Below are 26163 nucleotides of genomic sequence, written 5' to 3' on the forward strand. Positions count from 1 at the left end.
AAGGAAGTTATGCCACAGCAAAAAAAATTTTTAACGATGCCAGCGCAACATCAAAATAAACAGCCTGGTATTGAATCATTAATGAATCCTCGTCCAAAGTTTGAAGATCCTAATTATAAAGGAAGCGAAAAGTTAAAAGGAAAGAATGTATTAATTACAGGGGGAGATAGTGGGATTGGGAGAGCTGTGTCCATCGCTTTTGCAAAAGAGGGAGCAAATATTGCGATTGCTTATTTAGATGAGGACGAAGATGCAAGTGAGACGAAACAACTTGTTGAAAAAGAAGGCGTGAATTGTGTATTACTGCCGGGGGATTTGAGTAGTGAACAACATTGTAAAGATATTGTGGAAGAGACCGCCCGGCAACTGGGGAGTTTAAATGTTCTTGTGAATAACGTCGCACAGCAATATCCGCAGCAAGGGCTAGAGTATATTACAGCGGAACAGTTAGAAAAAACGTTCCGTATTAATATTTTTTCTTATTTTCATGTTACAAAAGCAGCGCTCTCTCATTTAAAGCAAGGGGATGTAATTATAAACACGGCATCTATCGTTGCGTATGAAGGAAATGAAACGTTGATTGATTATTCTGCAACGAAAGGAGCGATTGTCGCTTTTACAAGATCGCTATCTCAGTCGTTAGTACAAAAGGGAATTCGTGTAAATGGTGTTGCACCAGGCCCAATTTGGACACCACTTATTCCATCCAGTTTTGATGAGAAAAAAGTATCACAGTTTGGGAGTAATGTTCCTATGAAAAGGCCTGGTCATCCGTATGAATTAGCGCCTGCATATGTATATTTAGCGTCTAGTGATTCGGCATATGTAACGGGACAGATGATGCATGTAAATGGTGGAGTAATTGTGAATGGATAGTTTTCATTTATAAGAGCAAAGTAAAGTTAATTGCATTTATCCCGCATTAACGGGCAGTAAAATTCCACCTCAAAATTCAGGTGGAGCACAGAAGTTAGGTGGGAGATAACAGCCCGCAAATAGCGGGAGTGGTGAAGGCTAATACTTAGTGGGGGATGGACAAAACCCCCCACCGAGTAAAGTTTCACTTTATTATGATGTTAGTGCTAGGGAGGATTTAAATGAAGAAAGTATGGTTTATCGTAATCCTATTTTTCTGCCTGCCAGCTAGCGTTTTTGCTAATACAGATCATTTAATATTAGTTAACCTTACGACGAATCAGCTGTCTTTTTTTGAAGAGGGAAACTATACTAGAACATTTCCGATAACGACAGGAAGAGATAGCACCCCGACGCCTGAAGGGAATTTTTGTATTATAACTAAATATAAAAATAAAGAATACCATCGTAAAAAAATACCTGGGGGTGCACCGAATAATCCTCTCGGTACGAGATGGCTAGGTCTGGATAAAAAGGAATATGCCATTCACGGGACAAATCGTGAAGGAACGATTGGAAGCCGGGAATCGAATGGTTGTATTCGCATGCACGATCGGGACATACAATGGTTATACGACCGGGTACAATTACAGACAAAAGTAATTATTTCTCGTTTTCATACGAGTCCCGAATATGAAGCTTATAAGCTTGGTTATCGTGTTGTGAGTTGGAATGGTCGTAAAGTAGAAGAAGAACAAATTGGAATGCTTACGTTAGTAGATCGTGTAAATATATATTGGCAAGAACCAAATGGACAATTGACGAAAGTAAAAACGGTATTGCCAAATGAAAAATACGCAGTGTATTCCAAACGAAAAGATGGAACCTATTATATAGGAAACAATTTGTATATTGTAGAGGAAACGGGAGAAAAAATTCGTTATGAGCAATTACCTTATTCGATTTTAAGTAACATATATAAAAGGAAATATAATGTTCCATAATAGCTACCGTGTATAGGCGGTAGCTTATTTGTGATGAAGTTTAGTTGGTTTTAATGATTTCATACCAATCGTGTGCCTACAAATAGTGAGATGAAAAAATTGAAACAGCAACTATTATGTTTTGCTGAATATAATACAGTACAGACTGGGGGGCGGTCACATTATGAAAAGTGAATTTGCATTTAAAATTTTCTTAATCACGACTTGTTTATTTATCGTGTATGTATATGCTTTACTCGTCTTCTCCTTTTATGTTCCATATGTTGATTTAATATTGTTCGTCGGATTTATTTGGGCATTTGTTAAAGCGAGGGAAGGGGAGAAGAGTGTATATCGACGCATTACTTTATGCGGGACGGTCCTTCTCGTTATTTTGTACTTCTTTATGATGCATGATTTTTGGAGGGGAATGTAAAAAAGCATACGACTAATCGTATGCTTTTACGTTTAATATTTCGGTTTAAATGTATGACAACAAGTCTCTACACTCGTTGTTACAGAGCTTTCTAGCGTCTCGTTTGTTAAAGCAGCGCTTGTATACGAACTGTTTTCAATTTGACCTGCTTCTTGTGCATCAGGTTGAACAACGATTGCACTTGCTTGACAAAGGTTATCTTGTCCCCAAAATGAGCAATTGGAAACAGAGCATTTCACTTCTGGCATAAAATCCCCTCCTTATACATTAGTGTGGGATTTTACACGCATTTCATGTATAGAAGGAGTTTCCTTTTCTTATTATTTTTTCGTTTGCTCAAGCCACTCTTTTAATTTGTCTTCCGGTTGTTCGCCGCTAATACGGCTCACTTCTTTACCATCTTTAAAATGAATGATTGTTGGAGTACCTTTAATTTTATATTCATCCCAAGGAGCATCTAATTTTTCAATATCCATAACTTTCATATCAACATTCAAGTCTTTAGCCATCGGTACTACGATAGGAGATAATTTTTGGCAATGAACGCAAGATGTTTGATAAAAGTATACTGTTTCTTCTTTTTTCTCTTTTAAATTCTTTTGGAGATCTGAAAGAGAAATTTTGTTTGTGTAGTAGTCAGGACCATCTGATTGACTAGTAGCATTATCAATTTTTTGGCTTGTTGAAGCATTTTTTTCTTCCATTTGTGTTACAGCGAAAATTGCTGCAAACAAGGCGATAATAATACCACCAAATATAAGCATTTTTTTCATTCTTTCATCTCCTTATTTGTTTTTAATTACAATAAAGCTGCAAATAGCGATTGTGATAAAGCCAATAAGAGCTAAAAACGGGATTGTCACAAAGCCGAACCAGTTTATGTATTCTCCCGTACAAGGTACGCGTCCGCAAGCTGCTCCTGCAGCTGATAGTGCTGAAAGTTTTTGAATTGCATAATGATATAAAGAAATACAAGCACCAATACTTGCAATTGGTAAGGAATAACTTGCAATGCGATAATCTTTTTTTACTACAGCAATGCCGAGCCATAAAACGAATGGATACATAAAGATACGTTGATACCAGCAAAGGACACAAGGCTCAAATTTCATGATTTCGGAAAAGTATAGGCTACCTAGCGTAGCAATAAAAGAAGCTCCCCATGCAGTAAATAAAGCATACTCTTGCTTTTTTTCTCGTCCCATATTTTATACCTCACTTATAATAGTTACATACTAAATTATAGTATGAAGTAGTACAGAAAAGAAAGAGAAAATATGTTTATCAATAAAAGTTTTGTAAAAGGAAACTTTTATTGATATAAAAATGTTCAAAAAAGCGCCATTCTCTAAGAGAGAATAGCGCTATATTTTACATTTGAATTTGCTCTACTACTTCTTCTACATGTGACTTCTGGGATGCATGGTCAATATATTGAAATAGGAGTTGCAATTGTTTGTCAACTTCTGGTAATTCTTTACTGTATTGATAAGCGTGTAAAAAGTGTTCAATACGCTTAGAAAATAGTTGGTCATTCGTTTGAACCATTAAAACGAGTAGTTTATCCCAATTACAGCAATACGTGTAATAGAGAGCTTTGTCATAGTCGTTATATGTTTGCACTGTGTACCCTCCTTACTGAGGAGTTATATATAGTGTGTGACAAGCGAGGAGAAATACACTTGAAAGAATTTGTTAAGAAAAAAAGTGAATGAAAAGAAAAAAACGAGGAGTCTCCTCGTTTTTTAAGCTTTTGGCATTGGCGTAGGTGTTGGTTTCCCATATCCTTCTTTGTATTTATTATCAATATAATTACGAATTTCAAGCGTTGATTTTCCTTTTTGTTTCATCGAAGCAGATTCAACTGCGATTTCTAAGCAATTTACACAAGTTGTTGCATGGGAATCCCAAACAACTTCACCATTCTTTTTGATTTCACGAATAAAGCAATTTTTATTATTTTTATGTCCTACACTTTCACCACAACCGCAGTAACAAGGAATCCAATCCAGTAGTTCAGCATTTTGTCCAGCGACAGTGTAGATGTCTTTCATTTGTGGATCGAGCTTGTCTAGGAAGGTTGGAAGTGTGTCGACCCCTTTTGTCTTTTCTTGAATGTCAGCTTGCTGAGTATGTGATGCATGGTCATGCTCTTCTTTTGATTCAGAAGATTTTTTTTCATTTGTACCAGTACTCCCGCATCCAGTAAGAATTAAGCTCAGTACTACAAGTAAAGAAAATACATATTTCTTCATAGGCTTGTCCCCTTTACAAATGTATTAATCAAATTGTATCAAATATCATGGTGTGTCGGGTGAAGATTTTTTTGACTGATTTTTGAAGCGCCATCGTAGTGAATGGAATAGAAATAAGATTGGAATATAAGCGTATACAATATATAAGCCGGCCTGAGAAAGTACGGTATTTAATGTATTGATGCTTTCCCTGTTTGTGAAAAACAAAGATGAAATAAATATAGTCGCGATAAACAATGGCAATGTAATGTTAAATGGTATGTGAAAAGAGTATTTACTAATACGACAAGCGGACCAAATCGTTAAACAAAGATTAGGTAAAATAATAAGAAACCATAAGAAAATAATAATGTATTCAAATCGCTGAATGAATGGGACTTTAATAATTTTTAGCATTGTTAAAGTAGGCCAAATTGTATGATGCAGTTGGCCCTGACTATAGTACATAAGGGAAACGATTGCTAGTACTACATATAAAATAGTTGTGAAAGCAATCCCGCCATGTGCCCATTTATGTAGTGATTTTCCCTTTTTAATAAGTGGGTAAAAGATAAGGATTGCTTCAAATCCAAGAAACTCTAATGCAGATGCTTTCGCTGAATATAGAATGTCTGCAGGTGAATGGGTGAAAATAGGTAAAATATTACGGACATGTGCGTATTTCATAGGGAAAACTAAGAAGAATAGTACGAAAATCGGTATTATGACGCCCCAAAAACACATTCCTGTTACAGAGCGGAAGCCGCCTTTTATTACGTAATACGTCACGAGTAAAAATAATAATGTTAATTTCCATGGCTTAATTGTAGGAAAAACCCAAACTTGAATGACTTCAATATATGTACGAAGCACAGTAAGGCAAAATAAGAGAAGATATGTGGCAAAGCACATAGAGAAAAAGGTTCCAATCCATTTTCCGAAACATGTCGTATGAATGGTCATCAAATCATTGTCTTTTTCTAACATTTTTAACATACAAAACAGTACGATATGAGTTAAGACACCCGCAACAATAAGGGAAATCCAAGCATCATAACCAGCATATTGTGCAATAACTCGTTGGTATCCTAACACGCCTACTCCAATTTGAAGAGAGTGTAATAAAAGAAATGTGAAATAAGGGGAAACAGTCATTGTTTTATTTTGCTCAGCCATTGTAACACCTCACTATTCTCCGATACCAGATTGTACGATATTAACTTGCACATTAACCGCAACGTCTACGCTAGGGTACATTTCTTGAATTTGTTTCATACTCCATTTTCTCGAGTGACTACGAATTTCTTCACGTATACCTACTGGATCAATATCTTTTTCTTGGAATTGTTTTATTAATTCGTTTAAATGTTTTTCAATTGTTTTTTCTACATGTTTTTTTACGTAAGTTATATTCTCCTTTTTAGATAAATCAAGCCAATCAGGAGTGTTTTTTATGAGTCCATTTAGTTTTAAGTGGATGTGAACTTTTGGAAGACTACCGTTTTGAGAAACGTCACAGACACTTTTTCCAGATAAGTTTTGAGTAGCGATTAATCCTTTATGTTTACCTTGACGTATCGGAACTTCGTAACGTCCATTTTTAGTTGGATTAATGAGTAATTTTAATAAAAAAGAGCCTTTTTTATCTGTATACATAGCCACTTTATCTTTTTTTAAAAAAGCGATGCCTTTAATAGAAGCTGATTTGTCTTCGTCAACTTCAATATAGGGAAGAAAGGGATCGCCTCCTGATGAGTAAAAGTTATACAAAAAAATATTTAAAGCGGTCCGAGGAATTGTTTCAGTTTCTATATTTTGCTCAAGTAAATCAGCAAGATAGAGCGATCCATTTGTTTTAACATGCTTGAGAAGTTCTTCTGTTGATCCGTCTACAAGTGCTAGCTGTACGTCTCGGCCAATGTTAGGGTCACGTTGTAAGTTGTTAATAACATCCCCAATTCCACGTTCACCAAATGCTTTTCCAAATAAGACAACACGCATTTGACCTACAGCGATCGTATGTGGCGATTTGGCGTTTAGCTGTGAAGAGATTGTTTCAAGTGTACTTGCAGTAGTTGACTGAGTTTCTGGTTTAGATTGTACGCCCTTTGTATAATCTGGATAGAGAATTGTCCCGCGAAATTTTTTATCTTTCGTTATATCAAATCCACCTACATGAATAATTCGCTGTGTGTCTACTATATTTGGTTGTGTACAGCCTGATTGGAAAATTAAAATGATAATGGAAAAGCATAATAAAATATTTTTCATTTCTCCTCACCATCATGTTTTTCTTTCGCTTTGTTTGGATCATAGCGCCATTTCTTTTTTGGTCTTAGAACAGAAGCACGCTGTGCAGTTTGGCTAAATGGTAAGCGTAGAAAGCCTTCCGCTGTCCCTAAACCGCGAAATGGATATAAAGGTAATAAATAAGGCGATCCAAGTGATTTTAAACGAATTAAATGAGCTAATATGAATACGAATCCTACAATGAGACCTAAGCCCCCAAATGCACCAGCTAAAAGAATAAGCGGAAATCGTAGTATCCGGATAGTAGAAGACATTTTTACAGTTGGTGTTGTAAAAGAAGCAAGTGCTGATAAAGCGACCGCAATTAATAAAATTGTACTTGTTAAAGCAGCTTGAACAGATGCTTGGCCAATTACAATCCCACCAACGATACCGATTGTTTGTCCAACTTTTGTCGGTAATCGTGCTCCAGCTTCACGGAGCAATTCGATTGTGATTTCTAAAAAAAGTGCTTCTAAAATGGGCGGAAAGGGTACATTAGCTCTTGAAAAAATAATCGGACCTAGTAAATCCGCAGGAATCATTTGATAGTGATACGTTAATACAGCTGTATAAATAGCTGATGAAAATAGCGAGAATGCTGCTCCGAAAAAGCGAACCATTCGAAGAAATGAGCCTGCTATCCATGGTAAATAATAATCTTCTGGAGAGACGAAGAAATCGAGTAATGTCGCTGGTCCAGCTAATGCATATGGTGAACCGTCTGTTAAAATGACAACTCCTCCATTCAATAATGCATAAACGGAGCGATCTAAACGCTCTGTAGGGAGTAAAACAGGGAAGGGAGAGTTACTGTTATCACTAATAAACTGTTCAATCATAGTCGCATCGAAAGGAACATCAAAGTCAATGTCTTGTAGGCGCTGCATTGCAGTATTAACGTGCTGTTCATTCGTAATGCCTTCGATGTAAGCAACTACGACTTTTGTTTTTGATATAGAGCCAACTACAACTTGTTTGAAAACTAATTGCTCCGTTACAATATTCCGGCGAAGTAAGTGTATATTTGTATCAATATTTTCAACAAATCCAACTTTTGGACCGATGACACTATATTCATTTTCTGTATCGTTATATAATCGTGTACCTAAAACTGAACTTTCAGCACGAATAAGTGCATATTCTGCGATTTGAGAATCATTTTTTAGCTGAACAAGTACATACCCACTTAATAATTTTTCACGAATATCATCAATAGAAGGGGCGGTGATAATCTCCTCGAGTGTGACGATATTTGCTATATCGCTTATATTTTCAATGTGATCTAATTCTCTTTTTATAGGTGTTAAAATGAATCGATTAATGAGGAGTGATTCGGCTGTAGATTTATAATAAAACAAACATAACGTCCCATCTTCTACGATGTTATAAGAAACGAAATCACTAGACCCTTTCATAGTTTGGATAAATTCTGGAATGGAACAGATTGTTTTTGTATTCTTTTTAGACGAAAGAAACATTTTCTCACCCCTTACCTACATCATTTACTCGTGTTAGTTTTTGGGAAAGACGGGAATTTATACTTGAAAATTGAAAGTTCATAAAGTGAAACTTTAATCAGTGGGGGTTTTGTTCATCCCCCACTGATTATTAGCCCTCACCAATCGGGCGTTTACGGGCAGTTGATCTCCCACCTAACTTCTTTGCTCCAGCCGAATTTTGAGGTGGGAGTTTTACTACCCACAAATAGCGGGATAAAGAAAAGGAAGAGTATTGAATATCTCTTCCTTTTTGGCAGGCTAATTTGTTTTCTTTTCTTTAATAGACTTCACTAATTTAATCATTTCTGCCCGTATATCTTCTTTTTTAACATTTAATTTTTCCGCAATTTGTTTAATATCCATCCCATCTTTTTTCATTTTCAGTACATCATCGAGAGAAGTATTACTTTTTTGAGCGATGATTGTTAATACCGTGAGCTGACGTAAGCTGATATTATACTCTTTCATTTTTTGTTTTAGTCCATCTGGTGTGGACTTTTGCATATTTGCTAATTCTTGCAGTAGTGCTTTTTTCGTTTCTTTATTCATATGATGCTTTTTCAATTTACTTGGATCTACACCGAAATGCTGTGCTGTTTTCTCCCAAGATTTATTTTGCTTATAGTAAGCTAAAACGTCTTTAATTTCCTTTTTACTGATTCTTGCAATGTGGGCAGCTTTCCAAATTTCATGTTTGTTATAGCCGAGTTTTTCGAGAGACTGCATTTCTTCCTCTGAGATTGGTTTATGATGATGCATTGTTACTTCTTTTGGCGAGGCAGCGGAAGCAGGGAAAACAGACACCCCGCATAATAATGCTGCCATAGTCATACTTACTGCGATTTTCTTATACATGTAAACTCCTCCTAGATGGATAATGTGGAAAACTTACACATATCATTTCCATAAAATGTGAAAAACTTGTGAACAAGTTAAGTTTTTTTATTCACAGTATAAAAAGGAGTTTTTATAAGTTTTCCAACATAAAACATTGATTAATAGTGAAAAACTAGGTTATAATCGAAATTGAAAATCAATATCAATAACAAACTTATACATATAGATAAAAATAAGGGAGAGAAAAATATGACTACATATACTTCCATCGCAAATGTGATTAAAGAAAGACGTTCTGTTCGTACATTTACAGATAAAGCAGTAGACAAAGAGCTATTAATTGAACTATTAAACGACGCAACATGGGCACCGAATCATAAAAATCGTGAACCATGGAATTGTAAATTATACATTGGAGAAGGCCGTCAGAAATTAGTAGACGCAGTATTAAACTCTTTCACAGAAGAAGAAAGAGTGAAACGCGGCAAAATTTTATCTGACCGTTTCTTAAACACACCTGCACAAATCGTTGTATATATGAATGAAGATCCGCGTCAAATTCCACGTGACGAAGATTACGCTGCAACATGTGCATTTATGCAAAACTTCCAATTACTTGCTTGGGAGCGCGGCTTAGGATGTGTTTGGAAATCAGGTGGATTAAACTATAATCCACTATTTATAGAAGGAATCGGTTTAACAAGAGGTCAACGCATCATTGGAATTCTTCACATCGGCTATTTCGATAAAGCACCAGAAGGAAAAGCTCGTACGCCGATTACGGAGAAGATGGAGATTATTGAGGGTTAATTTGGAAGGCATTCTCGTTTTTTACGAGGGTGTCTTTTTATTATGTAATCAATCCTCATGAAAGCTTGTTCCCCATCATACACTTTCTTAAGGGAAAGTGTAAGGAGGGAAAATAATGAGAGCAAGTGAAGATAAAGCATTGCAATATGCGATTGCGGAAATTACGGAAATTGCGACTGGATTTGGGCTTGATTTTTATCCGATGCGTTATGAAGTATGTCCAGCGGAAATTATTTATACATTTGGTGCATATGGGATGCCGACGAGGTTTTCACATTGGAGTTTTGGAAAGCAATTTTTCAGAATGAAATTACAATACGATTTAGGACTTAGTAAAATTTATGAACTCGTTATTAACTCTGATCCATGTTACGCCTTTTTATTAGATACGAATTCTTTAATTCAAAATAAACTAATCGTGGCGCACGTTTTAGCGCACTGTGACTTCTTCAAAAATAATATTCGTTTTTCGAATACGAAGCGAGACATGGTAGAAAGTATGGCTGCAACAGCGGATCGTGTGAAAGCATATGAGCATAAGTACGGAAAAGCAGAGGTAGAAACGTTCTTGGATGCAGTACTTGCCATTCAAGAACATATAGATCCATCACTTATGCGCCCGAAACTTGCATGGAGTATTGAAGATTTAGAAGAGGATGTTGAAAAGAAAAAGATATCACAGTACGATGATTTATGGAATTTAGATGATCGAAACAAAAAGAGGGAAAGACCTAATATGCATAAAAAGAAGAAAATCCCTCCGCAACCAGAAAAAGATTTACTCCTCTTTATTGAAGAATACAGCCGTGAGCTAGAAGATTGGCAGCGCGACATATTAACGATGATGCGCGAGGAAATGTTATATTTCTGGCCACAGCTTGAAACGAAGATCATGAATGAAGGCTGGGCTTCCTACTGGCATCAACGCATACTTCGTGAAATGGACTTAACATCTGGTGAAGCAATTGAATTTGCGAAATTAAATGCAGGTGTCGTACAGCCATCAAAAACAAGTATTAATCCATACTACCTCGGTATTAAAATGTTTGAAGATATTGAAGAACGCTATAACAATCCGACAGAAGAAATGAAAAGGCGCGGTGTGAAGCCAGGCTCTGGTCGTGAGAAAATGTTTGAAGTACGAGAAATTGAATGGGACGTATCATTCCTAAGAAACTACTTAAATAAAGAACTCGTAATGAGAGAAGATATGTACTTATTCCAGCGCCAAGGTAAAGAATATAAAGTAATTGATAAAGAGTGGGAACAAGTACGAGATCAACTCGTAAATATGCGTACAAATGGAGGTTTCCCGTACTTAGTAGTGGAAGATGGAGATTACTTAAAGAATGGGGAATTGTACATTAAACATAGTTACGAAGGAATTGAGCTCGATTTAAAATACTTAGAAAAGGTATTACCGTATCTTCATCAGTTATGGGGAAGAACGGTGCATATGGAGTCGATTGTGGAGAGTAAGGGCGTTGTGTTTTCTTATGATGGGAAGATGGTGCATCGGAAGTATGTGTGAAGAAAAGAACGGACATAGAATTCTATGCCCGTTCTTTTTAATTTGGAACAGAATTAAATATGCTATTCTTGAAGAAAGGGAGTTATATATAGAAATGGAGCAATTCAAATGAGCAAAATAGGGGTATGCAAGGTGGATATTACGCCTCCTGTAGGTATTGATTTTGTCGGATATTATAGAGAGACAGGAATAAATAATATTGAAGAGCGTATTTATGGGACAATCTTTGTATTTGAAAAAGATGAAATGAAGACTGTGTTTATAAGTATTGATAATATTGGGATGATAGTAGACGATACGAATATTATTCGTGAACGAGTAGCTAGTGAGCTTCATGTGCCAGTTGAGCGAATAACAGTTGTTTATACACATACACACTCTGGTCCGGAAACAGTTGGTGATCATCCTTTAATAAAGTCGTATAAAACGATTTTACTAAATAATGCAGTGCAGGGTGTTATTACTGCGAATAATAATATGCGGTTATGTGAAGTTGGCTGGGGCGTTACGACAGGTGATATTGGGGTAAACCGAAGAGAGAGAACATGTGATGGAAGAGCAAAGATGGGAACAAATATAGAGGGTGTTGTAGATAACCGAATTGGCATGTTAGCAATAAGAGATGCTGAAACGAAGGAGCTATCTGGGATTGTAGTATTTTGTACTGCGCATCCGAATGTTTTAAAAGGTGATAGTGATGTATTATCAGCGGATTATCCTGGAATGACGAGAGAGATTCTGGAGAAAATAGTAAATTGTCCAGTTGTTATTGTTCAAGGTGCTGCTGGAAATGTGAATGCGAAATATCGCGGTTCAAGGGAAGCATTAAAACAAATGGCTTACACACTTAGTGGACATGTATTAACGATGTTGCCAATAGTTACATACAGCCCAATTGTAAATTTAAGAACGATTTCGAGTACGATGCAAATGAGATTGAAGGATCTGCCCGAAATTGATGAGATACGAAGAATGGCTCGCTCAGCTGAGAGGCAGTGGGGTGTGAATACGGATGAATGGCTTACTATCGTTTTAGAGAAATATAAGCAAGGTATTCGGCAGTTAAGTGTTGATTTAGAAGTTCAACTGTTTCAAATTAATGATGGTATATTCTCTGGAATACCGATGGAACCTTTTTCAGAAACTGCTTTAGAAATGAAAGAGAGTCTTCAAAATGAACTAGCTTTCTTTGGTGGCTATACGAATGGATATATTGGTTACTTACCGACAAAAGAGGAGTATGCATATGGTGGATATGAAGTGGAATTAAACCCTGTCGTGTATGGGCCGGTTACAAATTTGTTGATGCCGCCAGCGGAGAATACGCCAGAGTTGATCGTGCAGAGAGTTATGGAATTATATAATGCATAAAATATGATATCTCATATATTTAAAACAAAATTTAAAGGAATCAATGATTTTAATAAAACTGTAGAAAACGAATCCATTTTGAAAAAGACTAATCAAAATGGATTCGTTTTTTATATGGATTTTGGTTACTTTGACAGACTTTTTGTTTACCAAACAGGTCGTATACTTGATGAAAACCTACCTGTATTTTCTTTAGTAACGAATGTTGTTAAATCGGCTTTAAGCATTTGCATTCGTTCTGCACCTATGTTTGCAATCCATCGTTGTTCTATTTCAGCTACTATTTCTTCTTTTGCTTTCATTACTGCTAAACCACGCTCGGTTAAAACAATAATTTTACCTCTTTTATCAGTAGGATGCGTTTGGCGCGTGACATAACCACTGTTCTCAAGAGAATCTACCATTTTACTTATGGCTTGTTTTGAGACCCCTAAATATTCAGCTAGTTCTATACCGGTTGCTCCATTAGGAAGGATGCGTTTGAACATAAAACCATGCGCTGGCCTAATATCTTCAAATCCCAATTCACTTAATTTGTCATGTAGTTCAGTAATTAATGTGCTGAAGGATAATGATAAAAGTGAAGTGAGATCTAATTCGTTAAATGTTTGATGCTCCATGTATATAACCTCCTTACTTATAGTCAATTTAATTGACTATAAGTAAAATCCATTGTACTATACAGGATATAGTCAATCAAATTGACTATATGTTAGTGATAGAACAAATAATGATTTATCTAAATAAAATCAATGAATTATGGAGGTTTCACATGGTTAATATCGTTAAAATTAGAGGGAGTGTATTTGCACCGTATGCTTCGCTGAAACCTATTCAGGATCCTGCAACAGGAAGAGTGTTTGAATATGCTGGGGATGCACGGGAGTTTACACCATGCGCTGTGAACACAAAGCGTTCAAGATTAGAACAAGAAGTGAATATTGATTTTTATAAAAGAGAGATTTTCACATATGCAGATGCTTGTATCGTCACTGTGAAGATTACAAATCCAGATGACTCAATTGAGTATCAAAAAGGAGAAACAAGTACAGAAAACATTGCATGTACAAATATTGTATGGAGTGAAGATGAAGTTTCATTTGAAATGAGAGCAAGTGCAAGTAATCCGTTAAACGCGGCAGCACCTGCAGCAGATTATTTTTTGACTATACGGGTTAATGAAAGTGGCGCTGTGCACGTTGAAGGTGTACATGATGGTTTCCCTTGCTATGAATTTTATAAACAAATAGACTTTGGTTCATTTGAATTAATATATACACATGATTTCAGAGAAACGGATGATACCCCAGCAGCACTAGCTGGAGAAATGGAATATAGCTTTAAAACGACAATCTAGATATAAATATAGCGCTATTTTTCAGAAGGAAGTAGCAAACGTAAAAGCGAAAGCTATTGATTATGGGAGCGAAATTGTGGTCTGTTTTATTCAATAGTATGCAGTATTTAAAATAATATTATAGAGGTGTTTCTTATGACTAATATCGTTAAAATTAGAGCCAACGTATTTATTCCAATGTCTTGGACAGAACCGCGGAAGGATGCACAAACAGGAAAAGTAATCCAATTCGAAGGTGATTCACGTGAATTTACACCACATGCGGTAAATACTATGCGCTCTAGAGTTGAGCAAGAGGTAGTAGTAGATTTTTATAAAGAAGAAGTGTTTTCATATGCGAACACGGGGATTACGACAGAGAAGGTTACAAATCCAGATGGTTCGGTGAATAAAAGAACAGGAAAAGCGAGTACTGAAAATATTGTGTGTTCCGATATTATGTGGAATTCTGAGGGTGTGCAATTCAAAATGAGTGCAAGTGCTAGTAATCCGTTAAATGTGTATGCCCCTCCTGTGGACTATTTATTAACTGTATGTGTGAAAAAGAATGGCAGTATCGATATTCAAGGAGAACATGATGGATTCCCTTGTTTCGAATTTTATAAGCAAGTAGATTTCGGTTTATTTGAACAAATTTATACACATGATTTTAGAGAAACTGGTGATACAGCTGAAGCATTAGGCGGAGAAATGGATTATAGTTTTGCAAAGAGATTATAGGAAGTATGACAATGGAACGAGGGGTTACTTCATTCGTAAATGAAATGAATTTTTTGTAGTAGATATATTGTATTAGTCATATTATCCCCATGTTTGAAGCTCGTATAGTTACAAATATGGGATAAAAAGAAATGTGAGGAATGTATATGACAGTGAAAATTAGAGTTTATTCTGATTTTATTTGTCCATTTTGTTTTTTAGCTACTGCCCCTTTAGATGGGGTGCAAAGGAAAAAGATGTAGAAATAGAATGGATGCCACTTGAATTACGCCCTATCCCGCATCTTAAAGTTAAACCATGGAAATTGCCTTATGTGGTAGAAGCTTGGAGCTCGTTCATTCATCCTACTGCTAAAAAATTAGGAATAGAAATGAAATTACCTCGTTTATCGCGTCCGTATACTCATTTGCGATATTTACGTACCATGAAACAACTAATTACACTATCTACAACTGAAATTCTCTTTGATTTCGAATGCCTTACAAACAAAATATTAGCACAAATGTTCGTGTGACGGTATAATTATAAGTATCTTAAAATTAAAGGAGGTCTTGCCTTATGAGTCAAAGAATTTCCTACTATGATGTTGCACCTGATGGCATGAAAATTATGATGGATATGGAGAAGTACACTAAGAAGTCTACAATTAATCGAATTACTAGAGAACTTATAAAGATTAGAGTCTCTCAAATTAACGGTTGTGCTTTCTGCATAGATATGCATACATCCGATGCTCGTAAGATGGGTGAAACCGAACAACGAATTTATTGTTTGAATGCTTGGAATGAATGTGATTTTTATACACCTGAAGAGAAAGTTGCTCTTGAACTATCTGAGCATATTACTCTAATTCCTACTAAAAGAGTTCCTGAAGACCTATATAAGCGAGTACGTGAACACTATGACGAGAAACAATATGTTGACCTTGTTTTGGTAATCAATCAAATCAACAGTTGGAATAGAATTTCTATTGCAATGGGAAATACAGCAACTAAAAAATAATTGCTCTCAACGAACGGAAAATAAGAATAAAATTAAAGATGTTTAAAAAATCACAATACGGTCGTTTCATTTTTCTTTATTATGCAGTTATCATAAACTGTGACATAACCAAATTTATAAAAGTTATTGTTTCATCCTTTATAACTTTTATAATAATATTATCTTGAAACACGAAGGGACTGAACTATGCGCAGATATCAATATCTTGACCCCAAAATAAAAACATAATGGAGGTAAAAATATTGATTACAGAACTACAAACCGAAAGATTAGTTTTAAGAAAAATGAAAGCATCAGACTCAGCTAGCATGTTTACAATTTGGTCTGATCCAGAAGTTACAAAATTTATGAATATCAATAGTTTTACTGATGAAAGCCAAGCGGTAGATATGATTGAAATGCTTGATAAGCTATCTCGGGAAAACAGAGCTATTCGTTATTCGATAATTGAATTAGAATCAAATGAAATTATCGGTTCTTGTGGTTATAATTCATTTGATTTCAAAAACGCCAAAGCAGAAATTGGTTACGATATTAGTAAAGCTTTTTGGGGTAAGGGATATGCGCCAGAAGCCATTCTCTCTTTAATGGATTATGCGTTTAGTACTTTAGAATTCAATAGAATAGAAGCAAAAGTTGAATCTGAAAACATTAATTCAATAAAAGTCTTACAAAAGTTAAACTTTACATTCGAAGGGACAATGAGAAAGTGTGAAAAATCTAATGAAAAGTTTATTGATCTAAGTATTTATTCAAAATTAATAACAGATTAACTTATATTGCTTAGCCTATATTCCTTAAAATGTAGGCTATTCTTATATCTTCTATTTCAAAGTTTAAATAATTTAATAAGTCGAACAGTATTTGTTTACACTTCATTATAAGCTATACACTACCGTATTTTTAAACAACTTTGTTATTGAAATGGAACAGTTTAACAACGTAGCAATGCGGATTCACGCCCTCAAAATTAAACAACTTTATTATTATTAGTCAGTAAAGGCTGTCGATTAAGAGTTAGAAAAGGGTAAAGAGAATAAATTAGATGGACTACAATGCAGTGCATTTTTACTATACCCTAGAAGGTTTGACAAAAAAACAAACCGCTTTACAATATACCCTTCAGGGTATATGATATTATACAAAGTTATAAAGTAATGTATAATATAGTTATAATTACGGAGGTGGTCTACAGTGGAATATAATCAAGATATGAAAAATAGATTGAAACGTATTGAAGGTCAAGTTCGTGGTGTGCTTCGCATGATGGAAGAGGGAAAAGATTGCCGAGATGTTATTACACAGTTAACTGCATCCCGTTCTGCGCTAGATCGTACAATTGGACTCGTTGTGGGAACAAATTTAGAGCAATGTTTGCGCGAGCAGTTTGAAACAGGTAATGGCTCAAATGAAGAGTTAATTAAAGAAGCTGTTCAATTACTTGTAAAAAGCCGATAATCTGTCAAACGTATGTGTTGACAGATTTTTAAAAACATTTTAATATACCCATATAGGTATAAGTGTATAAGTTATGGAGGAATCGACAATGAGTATAAAAGTTGATACGAGTTTAGACTGTAAAGGATTGGCTTGTCCGATGCCAATTGTGAAGACGAAAAAGGCGATGGAAGGGTTGGCAGCAGGGAAAGTTATTGAAATAGAGGCGACGGATAAAGGTTCTACGCTAGATATTCAAAGTTGGTCAAGTAAAGTAGGGCATCAATATATTGGAACGAAACAAGAGGGAGATATATTAAAGCATTATGTACGAAAAGCACACGAACATGAAGTGAATGAAGTTGTGAAATATCCTCATACAATTACGAATGGGAAATTGCAAGATATATTATTAAGTGGTGAAGATTGCACTGTATTAGATGTTCGTGAAGCGGCGGAATTCGCCTTTGGTCATATTCCATCCGCAATTTCGGTGCCGTTAGGCGAATTAGAGAGTGCAGCGTTAGATCAGACGAAGCAAATTTATGTTGTTTGCCGAACTGGTAATCGTAGTGATATAGCTTGTCAAACGTTGAAAGAAAAAGGTTTTTCAAATGTGAAAAATGTCATTCCAGGTATGTTAGAGTGGCAAGGGAATATGGAAAAATAAAATTTTTTAAATGAAAATATACCTATGGGGGTAATTGTATGGTCGCTAAGATGTTACAAGCAAAAGATGTTGCAGAGAAAGTTTTATTCGGAGAGTTATTTATTTTAGATGTTCGGAATGAAGCGGATTATGAAGAATGGAAAATTGAAGGGAAACAAATTTCTTCATTGAATAAACCGTATTTTGATTTATTAGATGGTGTAGAACATATTGTAGATGAATTACCGAGGGAGAAAGAGATTTTAGTTGTATGTGCGAAAGAGGGTTCTTCTCAGTTTGTTGCAGAGCAATTGTTAGATGAGGGTTTCAATAATATTTATTATTTAGCTGGCGGTATGAAAGCTTGGAGTGAGTATGTGAAGCCGGTAAAGGTAGGGGATGTACAGGGCGGGGGAAGTATATATCAATTTAATCGTCTTGGAAAAGGATGCTTGTCTTATATGGTAGTTTCAAACGGTGAAGCAGCAGTCATTGATGCGGTGAGAACGATTAAAGCATACGAAGAGTTTGCAAAAGAGAACGGAGCTACTATTACGAATGTAATGGATACACATTTACATGCAGATCATATTTCAGGTGGACGTAAATTAGCTGAAAAAGTAGGCGGTACGTATTGGTTACCTCCAAAAGATGCGGAGGAAGTTGTTTTCTCTTACGAACCGCTAGTAGAAGGCACTGTTATTACGGTGGGGGGTACCATAATTAACATTGATGCACTATACTCACCAGGGCATACGATTGGGAGTACATCATTTATTATCGATGAGACGTATTTATTATCAGGAGATATTTTATTTGTAGATTCAATTGGCCGTCCCGATCTTGCTGGGAAGGCGGAAGATTGGGTGAGTGATTTACGAAATACGTTATACAAACGTTATAAGGAACTGTCTCAAGAGTTAATCGTTTTACCAGCTCATTATTCAAAAGTAAGTGAAATGGATGAACGAGGCATTGTGAGTGCGAATTTACAAGATCTATTTAAGGAGAATATAGGATTAAATATTGTCGATGAGATAGAGTTTCGTAAAACTGTGACAGAGAATTTACCACCTCAGCCGAATGCTTATCAAGAAATTCGTCAAACGAATATGGGAAAAATTCATCCGAATGTGGAAGAAGAGCGTGAAATGGAGATTGGTCCAAATCGCTGTGCAGTGCATGATTCATTATAAAAATAACAAACTGGAGGTATAGATGATGAATATAAAACAAGTATTAGATGCGAAAGGTTTAGCATGTCCGATGCCGATTGTAAGAACGAAGAGAGCGATGGATACTTTACAATCTGGAGAAGTGTTAGAAGTACATGTAACGGATAAAGGGTCAGTTAAGGATATTCCAGCATGGTCAAAAACAGGTGGTCATGAAATAGTAAAGCATAATATAGAAGACGATGTGCTGAAGTTTTGGATTAAGAAGGCGTAGTGAAGAACTAGTTTTGTAAATGCGGAGAGGGTGGTTATATGAATACAATATTAAGTACGCTTTTCATTGTACTTGCTGCATGGTTTGTTATTTCACGTGTTTTACCGGTGAAAGGTGTTCAAAATATAAATGGAAAAGAATTAAAGAGTATAGTGGGAAAACAGGGAAAACACTTTATCGATGTTCGTACAGTAGGTGAATATAGAGGAAATCATATGAAGGGATTTCAGAATATCCCGCTAAATGAGTTAGCTAGTAAAGTAAATCAGTTAGATAAAAATAAGGAAGTAATTGTTATTTGTCAGAGCGGGATGAGAAGTAAGCAAGCAGCAAAAGTATTAAAGAAATTAGGATTTCAGCGCGTTATAAATGTTTCAGGCGGTATGAACGCTTTGTAAGGGGAAAATAGTATCGGGTGTAGCTAGATAATTGGAGCCTTTTTACAATTTTTAAAATACCCCTATAGGTAATTAAGAGGAGGACACCATGGAACAACAGAAGAAAACGACGATTGTTTTATTTAGTGGAGATTATGATAAAGCGATGGCAGCTTATATTATTGCAAATGGTGCAGCGGCGTACGATCATGAGGTGACTATTTTTCATACTTTCTGGGGTTTAAATGCCCTTAGGAAAGATGAGCATGTGAAAGTAAAGAAAACGTTTATAGAGAAAGTGTTTGGAAAAATGATGCCGCGCGGCGCTGATAAGATGGGATTATCAAAAATGAATTTTGCTGGTATGGGACCAAAGATGATTAAAGGTATTATGAAGAAGCATAATGCGATGCCTTTGCCTGATTTAATTGATATGGCGAAAGAACAGGGAGTTAAGCTTGTAGCTTGTCAAATGACAGTAGATTTATTAGGGTTAAAAGAGGAAGAGATTATGGAAGGGGTAGAGTTTGCAGGAGTAGGTGTATATTTAGCAGATGCTTCGGATGGGAATGTGAATTTATTTATTTAAATCACCTTCTTTTTAGAAGGCGGGGGATACAATATGAGTTTAACAGTGCTACTTTTTATTATTGGGTTTATAGGATCGTTTATTTCAGGAATGGTTGGGATTGGCGGTGCAATTATTAATTATCCGATGATCTTATACATTCCAGTATTGCTAGGATTTGCTGGATATACATCACATGAAGTGAGTGGTATTACAGCGATTCAAGTATTCTTTGCAACTTTTGCAGGCGCGTGGGCGTATAGGAAAAGTAACGATATGGATAAAACGTTAGTTGTTTATATGGGAGCTAGTATATTAATAGGAAGCTTTGTAGGTAGCTTTAGTGCGAATTTATTAAATGAGCATGCTGTAAATGTTGTTTACACATTACTAGCTACTATTGCGGCTATTATGATGTTTATACCAAGGCGAAGCAATCGTAAGGGGACAGAAGGAATTACGTACAATAAGTGGATCGCTAGTTTGCTAGCGTTTATTGTAGGAAGTGTTTCCGGCATTATTGGGGCTGGTGGTGCGTTTCTTTTAGTCCCGATTATGCTAGTTGTTTTAAAACTACCGATACGTACAACAATAGCAACATCTATCGCTATTACTTTTATTTCCTCGATAGGAATTACTACTGGGAAAGTGATTACTGGACAAATAGTTGTTATTCCGGCTCTTATCGTTGCGATAGCAAGTTTATTTGCCGCTCCTCTTGGAGTGAGAGTAGGGAAGAGAGTGAATCAAAAAGTTTTGCAGTATGTATTGTCTACTTTAATTGTAGGAACTGCGATAAAGATGTGGGTTGATATGATATCGAAATAAAAAGATGGTGCTCTTGTAGCACCATCTTTTTATTTACGCCCAAATAACTTTCATTAAGTTCTTATATTCATCGTTTGCCAGTTTATATAGCATTCTCGTATGTTCAAAGACAAGTGCGGGATTAAAGTTTGGTTCTGAGAATGCAAGAGATGTTGAAATATCAATTGCATTTTGTTTGTTTAGCGTGAATTTTGCAAATCGATAAGATGTGTTTAATTCATTGATGACATGTAAAATGTCATTTTTTGATGTTGAATCAGGTACAAGAGCAACATTGAAGCAGTATATATCCACAGCAGGATGTTCGCTTTGGAAAGCAGCGATAAGTTGAATCTTTGCGCCAGCTTCTGTTTCTAACCCTACTGAAAAATGTACCGAACCATCATTTTCATCTATATTTTCTTCCATGTATATATCGTTTGATTTTAAGTACTCTTTAAAATCTGAAATGTTATGTTTTACTGCAGCTTTCATATGTGTGAGCCCCCTGATAATTGGAATAGATTACTATTATTTATTATAATTTAAAAATATTAAAAAAGATAGTTGGAAAGTTCTGATTTTTTATTTTAAAAGCATTAAAAAGAAGCAGTGCTCTACCTCCATAGAGCACTGCTTCACTTTATTCATTGTCATTAGACGATGTTTCTGTATCTTCACTGTTATTCTTATTTTGAGTTTCATCGTTACTTGATTCGCGTTCACTCGTATTTTCAGACTTAGATTCTTTTGTTTTCTCTGAGCTTGTTTTTTTCGAATCTGAATCTGATTTTGTATAGGCAGGTAATCCAAGGTGACTACGAAGTTCGTTTGTAACATTAGCTAATTCTTTTTTATCTGGATTGTAGTAGTAAGTTCGGCCACCACCAGCTGACTTACTACATGTATCATCACCTTTTGCCATGTAACAGTCTTCACCTTGAATTTGTAATTTCTCAATTGAAGAATCTGCTCCATATTTATAGAATGAAAGCATATCATCGAATGTTAAGTTCGTAACGAATTGGCCATTAATGTCATCAATGATGTTACCAACTTTTGTTACTGATCCAACGCTCGTTAGTTTCTTTAAAATGGCTTCAATAACGAGTTGCTGACGTTGACCACGCATCGCATCACTATCGATGTGCCTTGTTCTAGCAAGAGCAAGAGCTTCTTCGCCATTTAACTTTTGAACACCTTTTTGCAGATGAATTGCCTCAGCAGTATCATTGCTATCTTGCTCAGTAAATTCAACTGGTACATCAACTTCAATTCCGCCCAAATCATCGACGATTTTTATAAATGATTTAAAGTTAAATTTTACAAAGTAATCGACAGGAACATTCGTTAATTTTTCAACTGCATCAATACTTGCTTGTGGTCCGCCATCTTTTCCATTTTTGGTAGAACCGAATGCATGAGCGTGTGTAATTTTATCTTTTTTCTTTTCTACTGGAATATAAGTATATGTGTCTCGTGGAATACTTAATAGTTTTACAGTTTTGCTATCTTTATTAAACGTTGCAAGTAATAGTGCATCCGTTCTTATAGCTTCACCATATTCTTTCCCACGGACATCGCTTTCATCAACACCCATTATTAAGACAGAGACGTTATTTGTAATAGGTTTTACAGCTTTATCACGTAAATCAGATTTATCACCGCGCGCTAAATCGTGAGCGGCATTTCGAATAGCAGAAGATGCTTTATTTACTAAAAACCAAGTATAACCGCCACCTACTATTAAAAAGAATAAAATAGCGCTTATAATAATTTTTGTTTTTTTCTTACTTTTTTTCGGCTTATTTCGTGTACTTTCTTGCAAAGATGGGTTTTGCTCCATTGATTGTACTCCTTCATTTGGATTGAAATACGACACTCATATCCACTTATTATAATGAAATTTAGCGAAAAAAAACATTACAAATCATTTACATTTCGTAAAAATTCAATTTATTTATAAAAAGTCAGATTTTCTATATTTTATTTTTAAGATGTAGAACAAGTATAATGTGTTTTAGTAGAAATGAAAATATGTATTGTGAGAAAGTGATAGAGAAGTAAGATTTGTTGAAATATAGCCAAGAAGAATCGGTTAGCTTTAAAAGCATTTCTTATATAATAAAGAAGGATTTTACGGATGAAGGAGAGAGCGTAATGAATCATACACCATTCCGAGCAATTGTCGTGAAAGAAAAGGAAAATAATCAATTTGAAAGAAAGCTTGTTGAGAGAGAAATTAATAGTTTACCTGAAGGAGACGTATTAATACGTGTTCATTATTCTTCATTAAATTATAAAGATGCCCTTTCAGCTACTGGTAATAAAGGTGTAACGAGAGCATATCCTCATACACCAGGTATCGATGCAGCGGGAGAGGTAGTTAGTAGTGAAAATAACGCCTTTCAGGAAGGCGATCAAGTTATTGTAACTGGATATGATTTAGGTATGAATACTTCTGGTGGTTTCGGGGAATATATTCGCGTGCCATCATCTTGGGTCGTTCCTTTACCAAAAGAAATGTCTTTGAAGGAAAGTATGATGTACGGAACAGCAGGTTTTACAGCTGCCTTATCGGTATATAAGCTCATTAGAGCGGGAATTACACCTAGTACGGGAGATGTTTTAGTAACGGGTGCTACGGGCGGAGTAGGCAGTGTAGCAGTTAGTATTTTAGGAAAGCTAGGATATAGCGTAGTAGGGGCAACAGGGAAAATGGAAGAGAAAGAGATACTGCTACGTTTAGGTGCAAAAAAGATGATTCGCCGCGCGGAGTTGAGTGATGAATCAGGAAGACCGATGCTTAAAGGAATATATGCTGGGGTTGTCGATACTGTAGGCGGGAACATGTTAGAAAGTTCTTTAAAGGTAGTTAAGTATGGAGGCTGTGTAACAACGTGTGGTAACGTAGCAGGGCATGAATTAAATACAACTGTATACCCATTCATATTACGAGGGATTAGCCTTTTAGGAATAGATTCAGTTCAATGTCCAGTAGATGTGAGAAGAGAAGTGTGGGCATTGTTAGCAGATGAGTGGAAAAATTCAGAGCTATTATCTTATACAGAAGAATGTACATTAAAAGAATTAGATGAGAAGTTTACACTTATACTGCAAGGAAAGTTAAAAGGGAGAACGGTTGTAAAGATGAAATGAAAAAAAGAGACGCTCATTTGAGCGTCTCTTTTCCTATTATAATGATTGTTTTAAATTTACTTTTCCTTGTTCACCTAAAACGCCATCAGCAATATTTACAGCGTGATCACCGATACGCTCTAAGTTACTTACCATATCAACGAAAATGATGCTTGCATCACCTGAACAGCTACGTTCGTTCAGACGTAACACATGACGTTTACGAAGAACACGTTCCATTTGGTCAATTTTACGTTCTTTTGCAATAACCGTTTGGGCTAGTTCAGTGTCGAAGTTTGTTAAAGCATTGATTGCATCTTGTAATGTCGAAATTGTTAATTCAAGCATTTCATTTAATTCAGTTAGTGCTTCATCTGATAGTGAAACGCGGTTTGAAATTTGGAAATCTACAAGTTCTACTAAGTTTTCTACATGATCACCAACACGTTCAATATCTCCAACAACACCTGCTAGAACTGAATGCTTTTCAGAGTCTGTATGTGAAAGTGGTTTTTCTGATAGTAAAACTAAATACTCGGTAATTTTTTTATCTAAATTGTTAATAGCTGCTTCTAATTGCGTAGCCATATCAGCGTGTTTCTTTTCTTGTGTATTTAAAAATTGGTTTGCTTCTTTTAATCCTTGTAAAGAAAACTCAGCCATGCGAACAATTTCTTTTTGCGCTTCTGTTAGTGCGATAGCAGGAGATTGTTCAATAAAGATTGGATTTAAATGTTGCGGTTTGAAATCAATAGCAGAATCTTCGCCGCGAATAAGTTTTGTTACAATCCATGCTAATACAGCGATGAATGGGAATTGAATAAGTGCATTTGTTACGTTAAATGTTCCGTGGGCAAATGCGATTGTCATTTCTGGATTTAAGTTTAATGATGTTTGGAAATATTGAATTAAACTTGTAAATGGTACTAATAAAATCGTAAAGATAATTGTACCGACGATATTAAAGATAACGTGAACTAATGCTGCACGTCTTGCTGCAATAGAAGTACCAATTGCTGCTAATACAGCTGTAATTGTTGTACCGATGTTATCACCGAATAATACAGGAAGGGAAGCTTGTAAATCGATTGCACCCTGGCCGAATAGCTCTTGCAAAATACCGATTGTCGCACTTGAACTTTGTACGATTAAAGTGAAGACTGTACCAACAACGATTCCTAAGATTGGGTTATCACTCATGCTAACCATTAATTCTTGGAATGATTCTAAAGAACGAAGAGGTTTCATACCTGCGCTCATCAATTCTAAACCAAAGAATAACATACCAAATCCGAATACGACTTGACCTAAAGACTGTACTTTTTTATTTTTAAAGAAGAATAATAAGATTGCTCCAACTGCCATAATTGGAAGAGCGTATTCTCCGATTTTAATTCCGATAATAAATGCAGTAACTGTCGTTCCGATGTTCGCACCCATAATAACACCGATTGCTTGTCTTAATGTCATAAATCCGGCACTTACAAGTCCGACTGTTAAAGCGGTTGTTCCTGAACTTGATTGAATTAATACTGTAACTAACATACCTGCTAGTACACCCATAAGAGGGTTTGTTGTAAAACGATCTAGAATATCGCGAAGACGATCTCCGGCTGCTTGTTGCAGTCCATCGCCCATGTATTTAATCCCGAATAAGAAAATACCTAATCCACCAATGAACTGGAAGATCATATCTTGAATATTGTATTCCACGCATTCCACTCCTTAAATTTCATGTACGATGTAATTATTAACTAAACCTTGAGGCACTGTAAACGGTTTGTCTATAAATTTTACACTAAATTTACAAA

At 35.7% G+C, this 26163-nt stretch carries 31 protein-coding genes and 1 pseudogene; 19 read left to right on the plus strand and 13 right to left on the minus strand.

The window, feature by feature from the left end; translation table 11 throughout:
- The first annotated feature begins 9 nt into the window (after positions 1-9).
- The 3 genes from MHB76_RS03800 to MHB76_RS03810 all read left to right on the plus strand — a co-directional run bounded on the left by MHB76_RS03800 (position 10) and on the right by MHB76_RS03810 (position 2274).
- The gene (locus MHB76_RS03800; RefSeq protein ID WP_199710277.1) at positions 10-876 is read left to right on the plus strand and encodes an SDR family oxidoreductase; all 867 of its coding nucleotides are present in this window, start codon (positions 10-12) and stop codon (positions 874-876) included.
- Positions 877-1097: 221 nt separating this feature from the next.
- Positions 1098-1859, plus strand: coding sequence for a L,D-transpeptidase (locus tag MHB76_RS03805; RefSeq protein ID WP_002159216.1), 762 nt, complete (start codon positions 1098-1100; stop codon positions 1857-1859).
- Between the two features lie 163 nt (positions 1860-2022).
- The gene (locus tag MHB76_RS03810) at positions 2023-2274 is read left to right on the plus strand and encodes a hypothetical protein (RefSeq protein ID WP_078174067.1); all 252 of its coding nucleotides are present in this window, start codon (positions 2023-2025) and stop codon (positions 2272-2274) included.
- Positions 2275-2306: 32 nt separating this feature from the next.
- Here MHB76_RS03810 and MHB76_RS03815 read toward each other — a convergent pair whose 3' ends face one another.
- The 9 genes from MHB76_RS03815 to MHB76_RS03855 form a co-directional block, all read right to left on the minus strand.
- On the minus strand, positions 2307-2522 hold the full coding sequence (locus MHB76_RS03815; protein WP_078174066.1) for a DUF1540 domain-containing protein: 216 nt from the start codon (positions 2520-2522) through the stop codon (positions 2307-2309).
- A 72-nt stretch (positions 2523-2594) separates the two neighbouring features.
- Positions 2595-3047, minus strand: a complete 453-nt coding sequence (locus MHB76_RS03820; RefSeq protein ID WP_002201704.1) for a thioredoxin family protein — start codon at positions 3045-3047, stop codon at positions 2595-2597.
- A 12-nt stretch (positions 3048-3059) separates the two neighbouring features.
- Positions 3060-3479, minus strand: a complete 420-nt coding sequence (locus MHB76_RS03825) for a disulfide formation protein C (RefSeq protein WP_002159213.1) — start codon at positions 3477-3479, stop codon at positions 3060-3062.
- Between the two features lie 166 nt (positions 3480-3645).
- Positions 3646-3897 (minus strand): YhdB family protein, encoded by a 252-nt coding sequence (locus MHB76_RS03830; RefSeq protein WP_002150460.1) that lies wholly within the window; start codon positions 3895-3897, stop codon positions 3646-3648.
- Positions 3898-4019: 122 nt separating this feature from the next.
- Positions 4020-4529: a PCYCGC motif-containing (lipo)protein gene (locus MHB76_RS03835; protein ID WP_002203372.1), complete on the minus strand. Its 510-nt coding sequence runs from the start codon at positions 4527-4529 to the stop codon at positions 4020-4022.
- 45 nt (positions 4530-4574) lie between these two features.
- Positions 4575-5684 (minus strand): GerAB/ArcD/ProY family transporter, encoded by a 1110-nt coding sequence (locus MHB76_RS03840; protein WP_078174065.1) that lies wholly within the window; start codon positions 5682-5684, stop codon positions 4575-4577.
- A 12-nt stretch (positions 5685-5696) separates the two neighbouring features.
- Complete coding sequence (gene gerYC, locus MHB76_RS03845) at positions 5697-6779, minus strand: spore germination protein GerYC (RefSeq protein ID WP_078174064.1); 1083 nt, start codon at positions 6777-6779, stop codon at positions 5697-5699.
- Positions 6776-8278, minus strand: coding sequence for a spore germination protein (locus MHB76_RS03850; protein WP_078174063.1), 1503 nt, complete (start codon positions 8276-8278; stop codon positions 6776-6778). Before MHB76_RS03850 ends, gerYC begins: the two co-directional genes overlap by 4 nt.
- A gap of 279 nt (positions 8279-8557) precedes the next feature.
- Positions 8558-9154 carry a hypothetical protein gene (locus MHB76_RS03855; RefSeq protein ID WP_078174062.1) on the minus strand — a complete coding sequence of 199 codons (597 nt, stop codon included), beginning with the start codon at positions 9152-9154 and terminating at the stop codon, positions 8558-8560.
- Positions 9155-9385: 231 nt separating this feature from the next.
- On the opposite strand from MHB76_RS03855, the gene MHB76_RS03860 reads away from it, so the two are divergent.
- The 3 genes from MHB76_RS03860 (at position 9386) to MHB76_RS03870 (ending at position 12848) form a co-directional block, all read left to right on the plus strand.
- A complete protein-coding gene (locus tag MHB76_RS03860; protein WP_078174061.1) occupies positions 9386-9946 on the plus strand; it encodes a nitroreductase family protein in 561 nt (186 codons plus the stop codon).
- 115 nt (positions 9947-10061) lie between these two features.
- Positions 10062-11477: a stage V sporulation protein SpoVR gene (gene spoVR / locus MHB76_RS03865; RefSeq protein ID WP_078174060.1), complete on the plus strand. Its 1416-nt coding sequence runs from the start codon at positions 10062-10064 to the stop codon at positions 11475-11477.
- Between the two features lie 108 nt (positions 11478-11585).
- A complete protein-coding gene (locus MHB76_RS03870; protein ID WP_078174059.1) occupies positions 11586-12848 on the plus strand; it encodes a neutral/alkaline non-lysosomal ceramidase N-terminal domain-containing protein in 1263 nt (420 codons plus the stop codon).
- A 146-nt stretch (positions 12849-12994) separates the two neighbouring features.
- On the opposite strand, the gene MHB76_RS03875 is transcribed toward MHB76_RS03870, so the two are convergent.
- A complete protein-coding gene (locus MHB76_RS03875; protein ID WP_078174058.1) occupies positions 12995-13468 on the minus strand; it encodes a MarR family winged helix-turn-helix transcriptional regulator in 474 nt (157 codons plus the stop codon).
- A gap of 152 nt (positions 13469-13620) precedes the next feature.
- Between MHB76_RS03875 and MHB76_RS03880 the strand changes: the two genes are divergently transcribed.
- The 12 genes and pseudogenes from MHB76_RS03880 to MHB76_RS03935 all read left to right on the plus strand — a co-directional run bounded on the left by MHB76_RS03880 (position 13621) and on the right by MHB76_RS03935 (position 21235).
- Positions 13621-14205: a DUF3238 domain-containing protein gene (locus MHB76_RS03880; RefSeq protein ID WP_199709856.1), complete on the plus strand. Its 585-nt coding sequence runs from the start codon at positions 13621-13623 to the stop codon at positions 14203-14205.
- Between the two features lie 135 nt (positions 14206-14340).
- On the plus strand, positions 14341-14925 hold the full coding sequence (locus MHB76_RS03885; protein WP_078174057.1) for a DUF3238 domain-containing protein: 585 nt from the start codon (positions 14341-14343) through the stop codon (positions 14923-14925).
- 146 nt (positions 14926-15071) lie between these two features.
- Positions 15072-15340 (plus strand): annotated as a pseudogene (locus MHB76_RS03890) (DsbA family oxidoreductase); the annotation flags it as partial.
- A gap of 143 nt (positions 15341-15483) precedes the next feature.
- Complete coding sequence (locus MHB76_RS03895) at positions 15484-15927, plus strand: carboxymuconolactone decarboxylase family protein (protein ID WP_002010721.1); 444 nt, start codon at positions 15484-15486, stop codon at positions 15925-15927.
- A 242-nt stretch (positions 15928-16169) separates the two neighbouring features.
- A complete protein-coding gene (locus tag MHB76_RS03900; protein WP_002159200.1) occupies positions 16170-16700 on the plus strand; it encodes a GNAT family N-acetyltransferase in 531 nt (176 codons plus the stop codon).
- Between the two features lie 421 nt (positions 16701-17121).
- On the plus strand, positions 17122-17385 hold the full coding sequence (locus tag MHB76_RS03905; RefSeq protein ID WP_000456201.1) for a metal-sensitive transcriptional regulator: 264 nt from the start codon (positions 17122-17124) through the stop codon (positions 17383-17385).
- 88 nt (positions 17386-17473) lie between these two features.
- Complete coding sequence (locus MHB76_RS03910) at positions 17474-18034, plus strand: sulfurtransferase TusA family protein (RefSeq protein ID WP_078174056.1); 561 nt, start codon at positions 17474-17476, stop codon at positions 18032-18034.
- Positions 18035-18072: 38 nt separating this feature from the next.
- Complete coding sequence (locus MHB76_RS03915) at positions 18073-19209, plus strand: MBL fold metallo-hydrolase (RefSeq protein ID WP_340985718.1); 1137 nt, start codon at positions 18073-18075, stop codon at positions 19207-19209.
- A gap of 22 nt (positions 19210-19231) precedes the next feature.
- Entirely contained in the window at positions 19232-19462 is a 231-nt protein-coding gene (locus MHB76_RS03920; RefSeq protein WP_002150428.1) for a sulfurtransferase TusA family protein, read from the plus strand.
- 38 nt (positions 19463-19500) lie between these two features.
- Positions 19501-19860 (plus strand): rhodanese-like domain-containing protein, encoded by a 360-nt coding sequence (locus MHB76_RS03925; RefSeq protein ID WP_078174054.1) that lies wholly within the window; start codon positions 19501-19503, stop codon positions 19858-19860.
- Between the two features lie 88 nt (positions 19861-19948).
- Entirely contained in the window at positions 19949-20428 is a 480-nt protein-coding gene (locus MHB76_RS03930; protein ID WP_078174053.1) for a DsrE/DsrF/DrsH-like family protein, read from the plus strand.
- A gap of 33 nt (positions 20429-20461) precedes the next feature.
- Entirely contained in the window at positions 20462-21235 is a 774-nt protein-coding gene (locus tag MHB76_RS03935; RefSeq protein WP_078174052.1) for a sulfite exporter TauE/SafE family protein, read from the plus strand.
- A gap of 33 nt (positions 21236-21268) precedes the next feature.
- On the opposite strand, the gene MHB76_RS03940 is transcribed toward MHB76_RS03935, so the two are convergent.
- Together MHB76_RS03940 and MHB76_RS03945 are read right to left on the minus strand one after the other, a co-directional pair.
- Entirely contained in the window at positions 21269-21709 is a 441-nt protein-coding gene (locus tag MHB76_RS03940; RefSeq protein WP_002010734.1) for a hypothetical protein, read from the minus strand.
- A gap of 148 nt (positions 21710-21857) precedes the next feature.
- A complete protein-coding gene (locus MHB76_RS03945; protein WP_340985720.1) occupies positions 21858-23060 on the minus strand; it encodes an LCP family protein in 1203 nt (400 codons plus the stop codon).
- A gap of 314 nt (positions 23061-23374) precedes the next feature.
- Between MHB76_RS03945 and MHB76_RS03950 the strand changes: the two genes are divergently transcribed.
- A complete protein-coding gene (locus tag MHB76_RS03950) occupies positions 23375-24373 on the plus strand; it encodes a YhdH/YhfP family quinone oxidoreductase (protein ID WP_078174051.1) in 999 nt (332 codons plus the stop codon).
- A gap of 36 nt (positions 24374-24409) precedes the next feature.
- Here the strand turns inward: MHB76_RS03950 and MHB76_RS03955 are convergent, their stop codons facing one another.
- Complete coding sequence (locus MHB76_RS03955; protein WP_002159186.1) at positions 24410-26065, minus strand: Na/Pi cotransporter family protein; 1656 nt, start codon at positions 26063-26065, stop codon at positions 24410-24412.
- Positions 26066-26163 lie beyond the last annotated feature (98 nt).

The sequence above is a fragment of the Bacillus sp. FSL M7-1345 genome (assembly GCF_038006985.1).
Taxonomy (GTDB): domain Bacteria; phylum Bacillota; class Bacilli; order Bacillales; family Bacillaceae_G; genus Bacillus_A; species Bacillus_A cereus_U.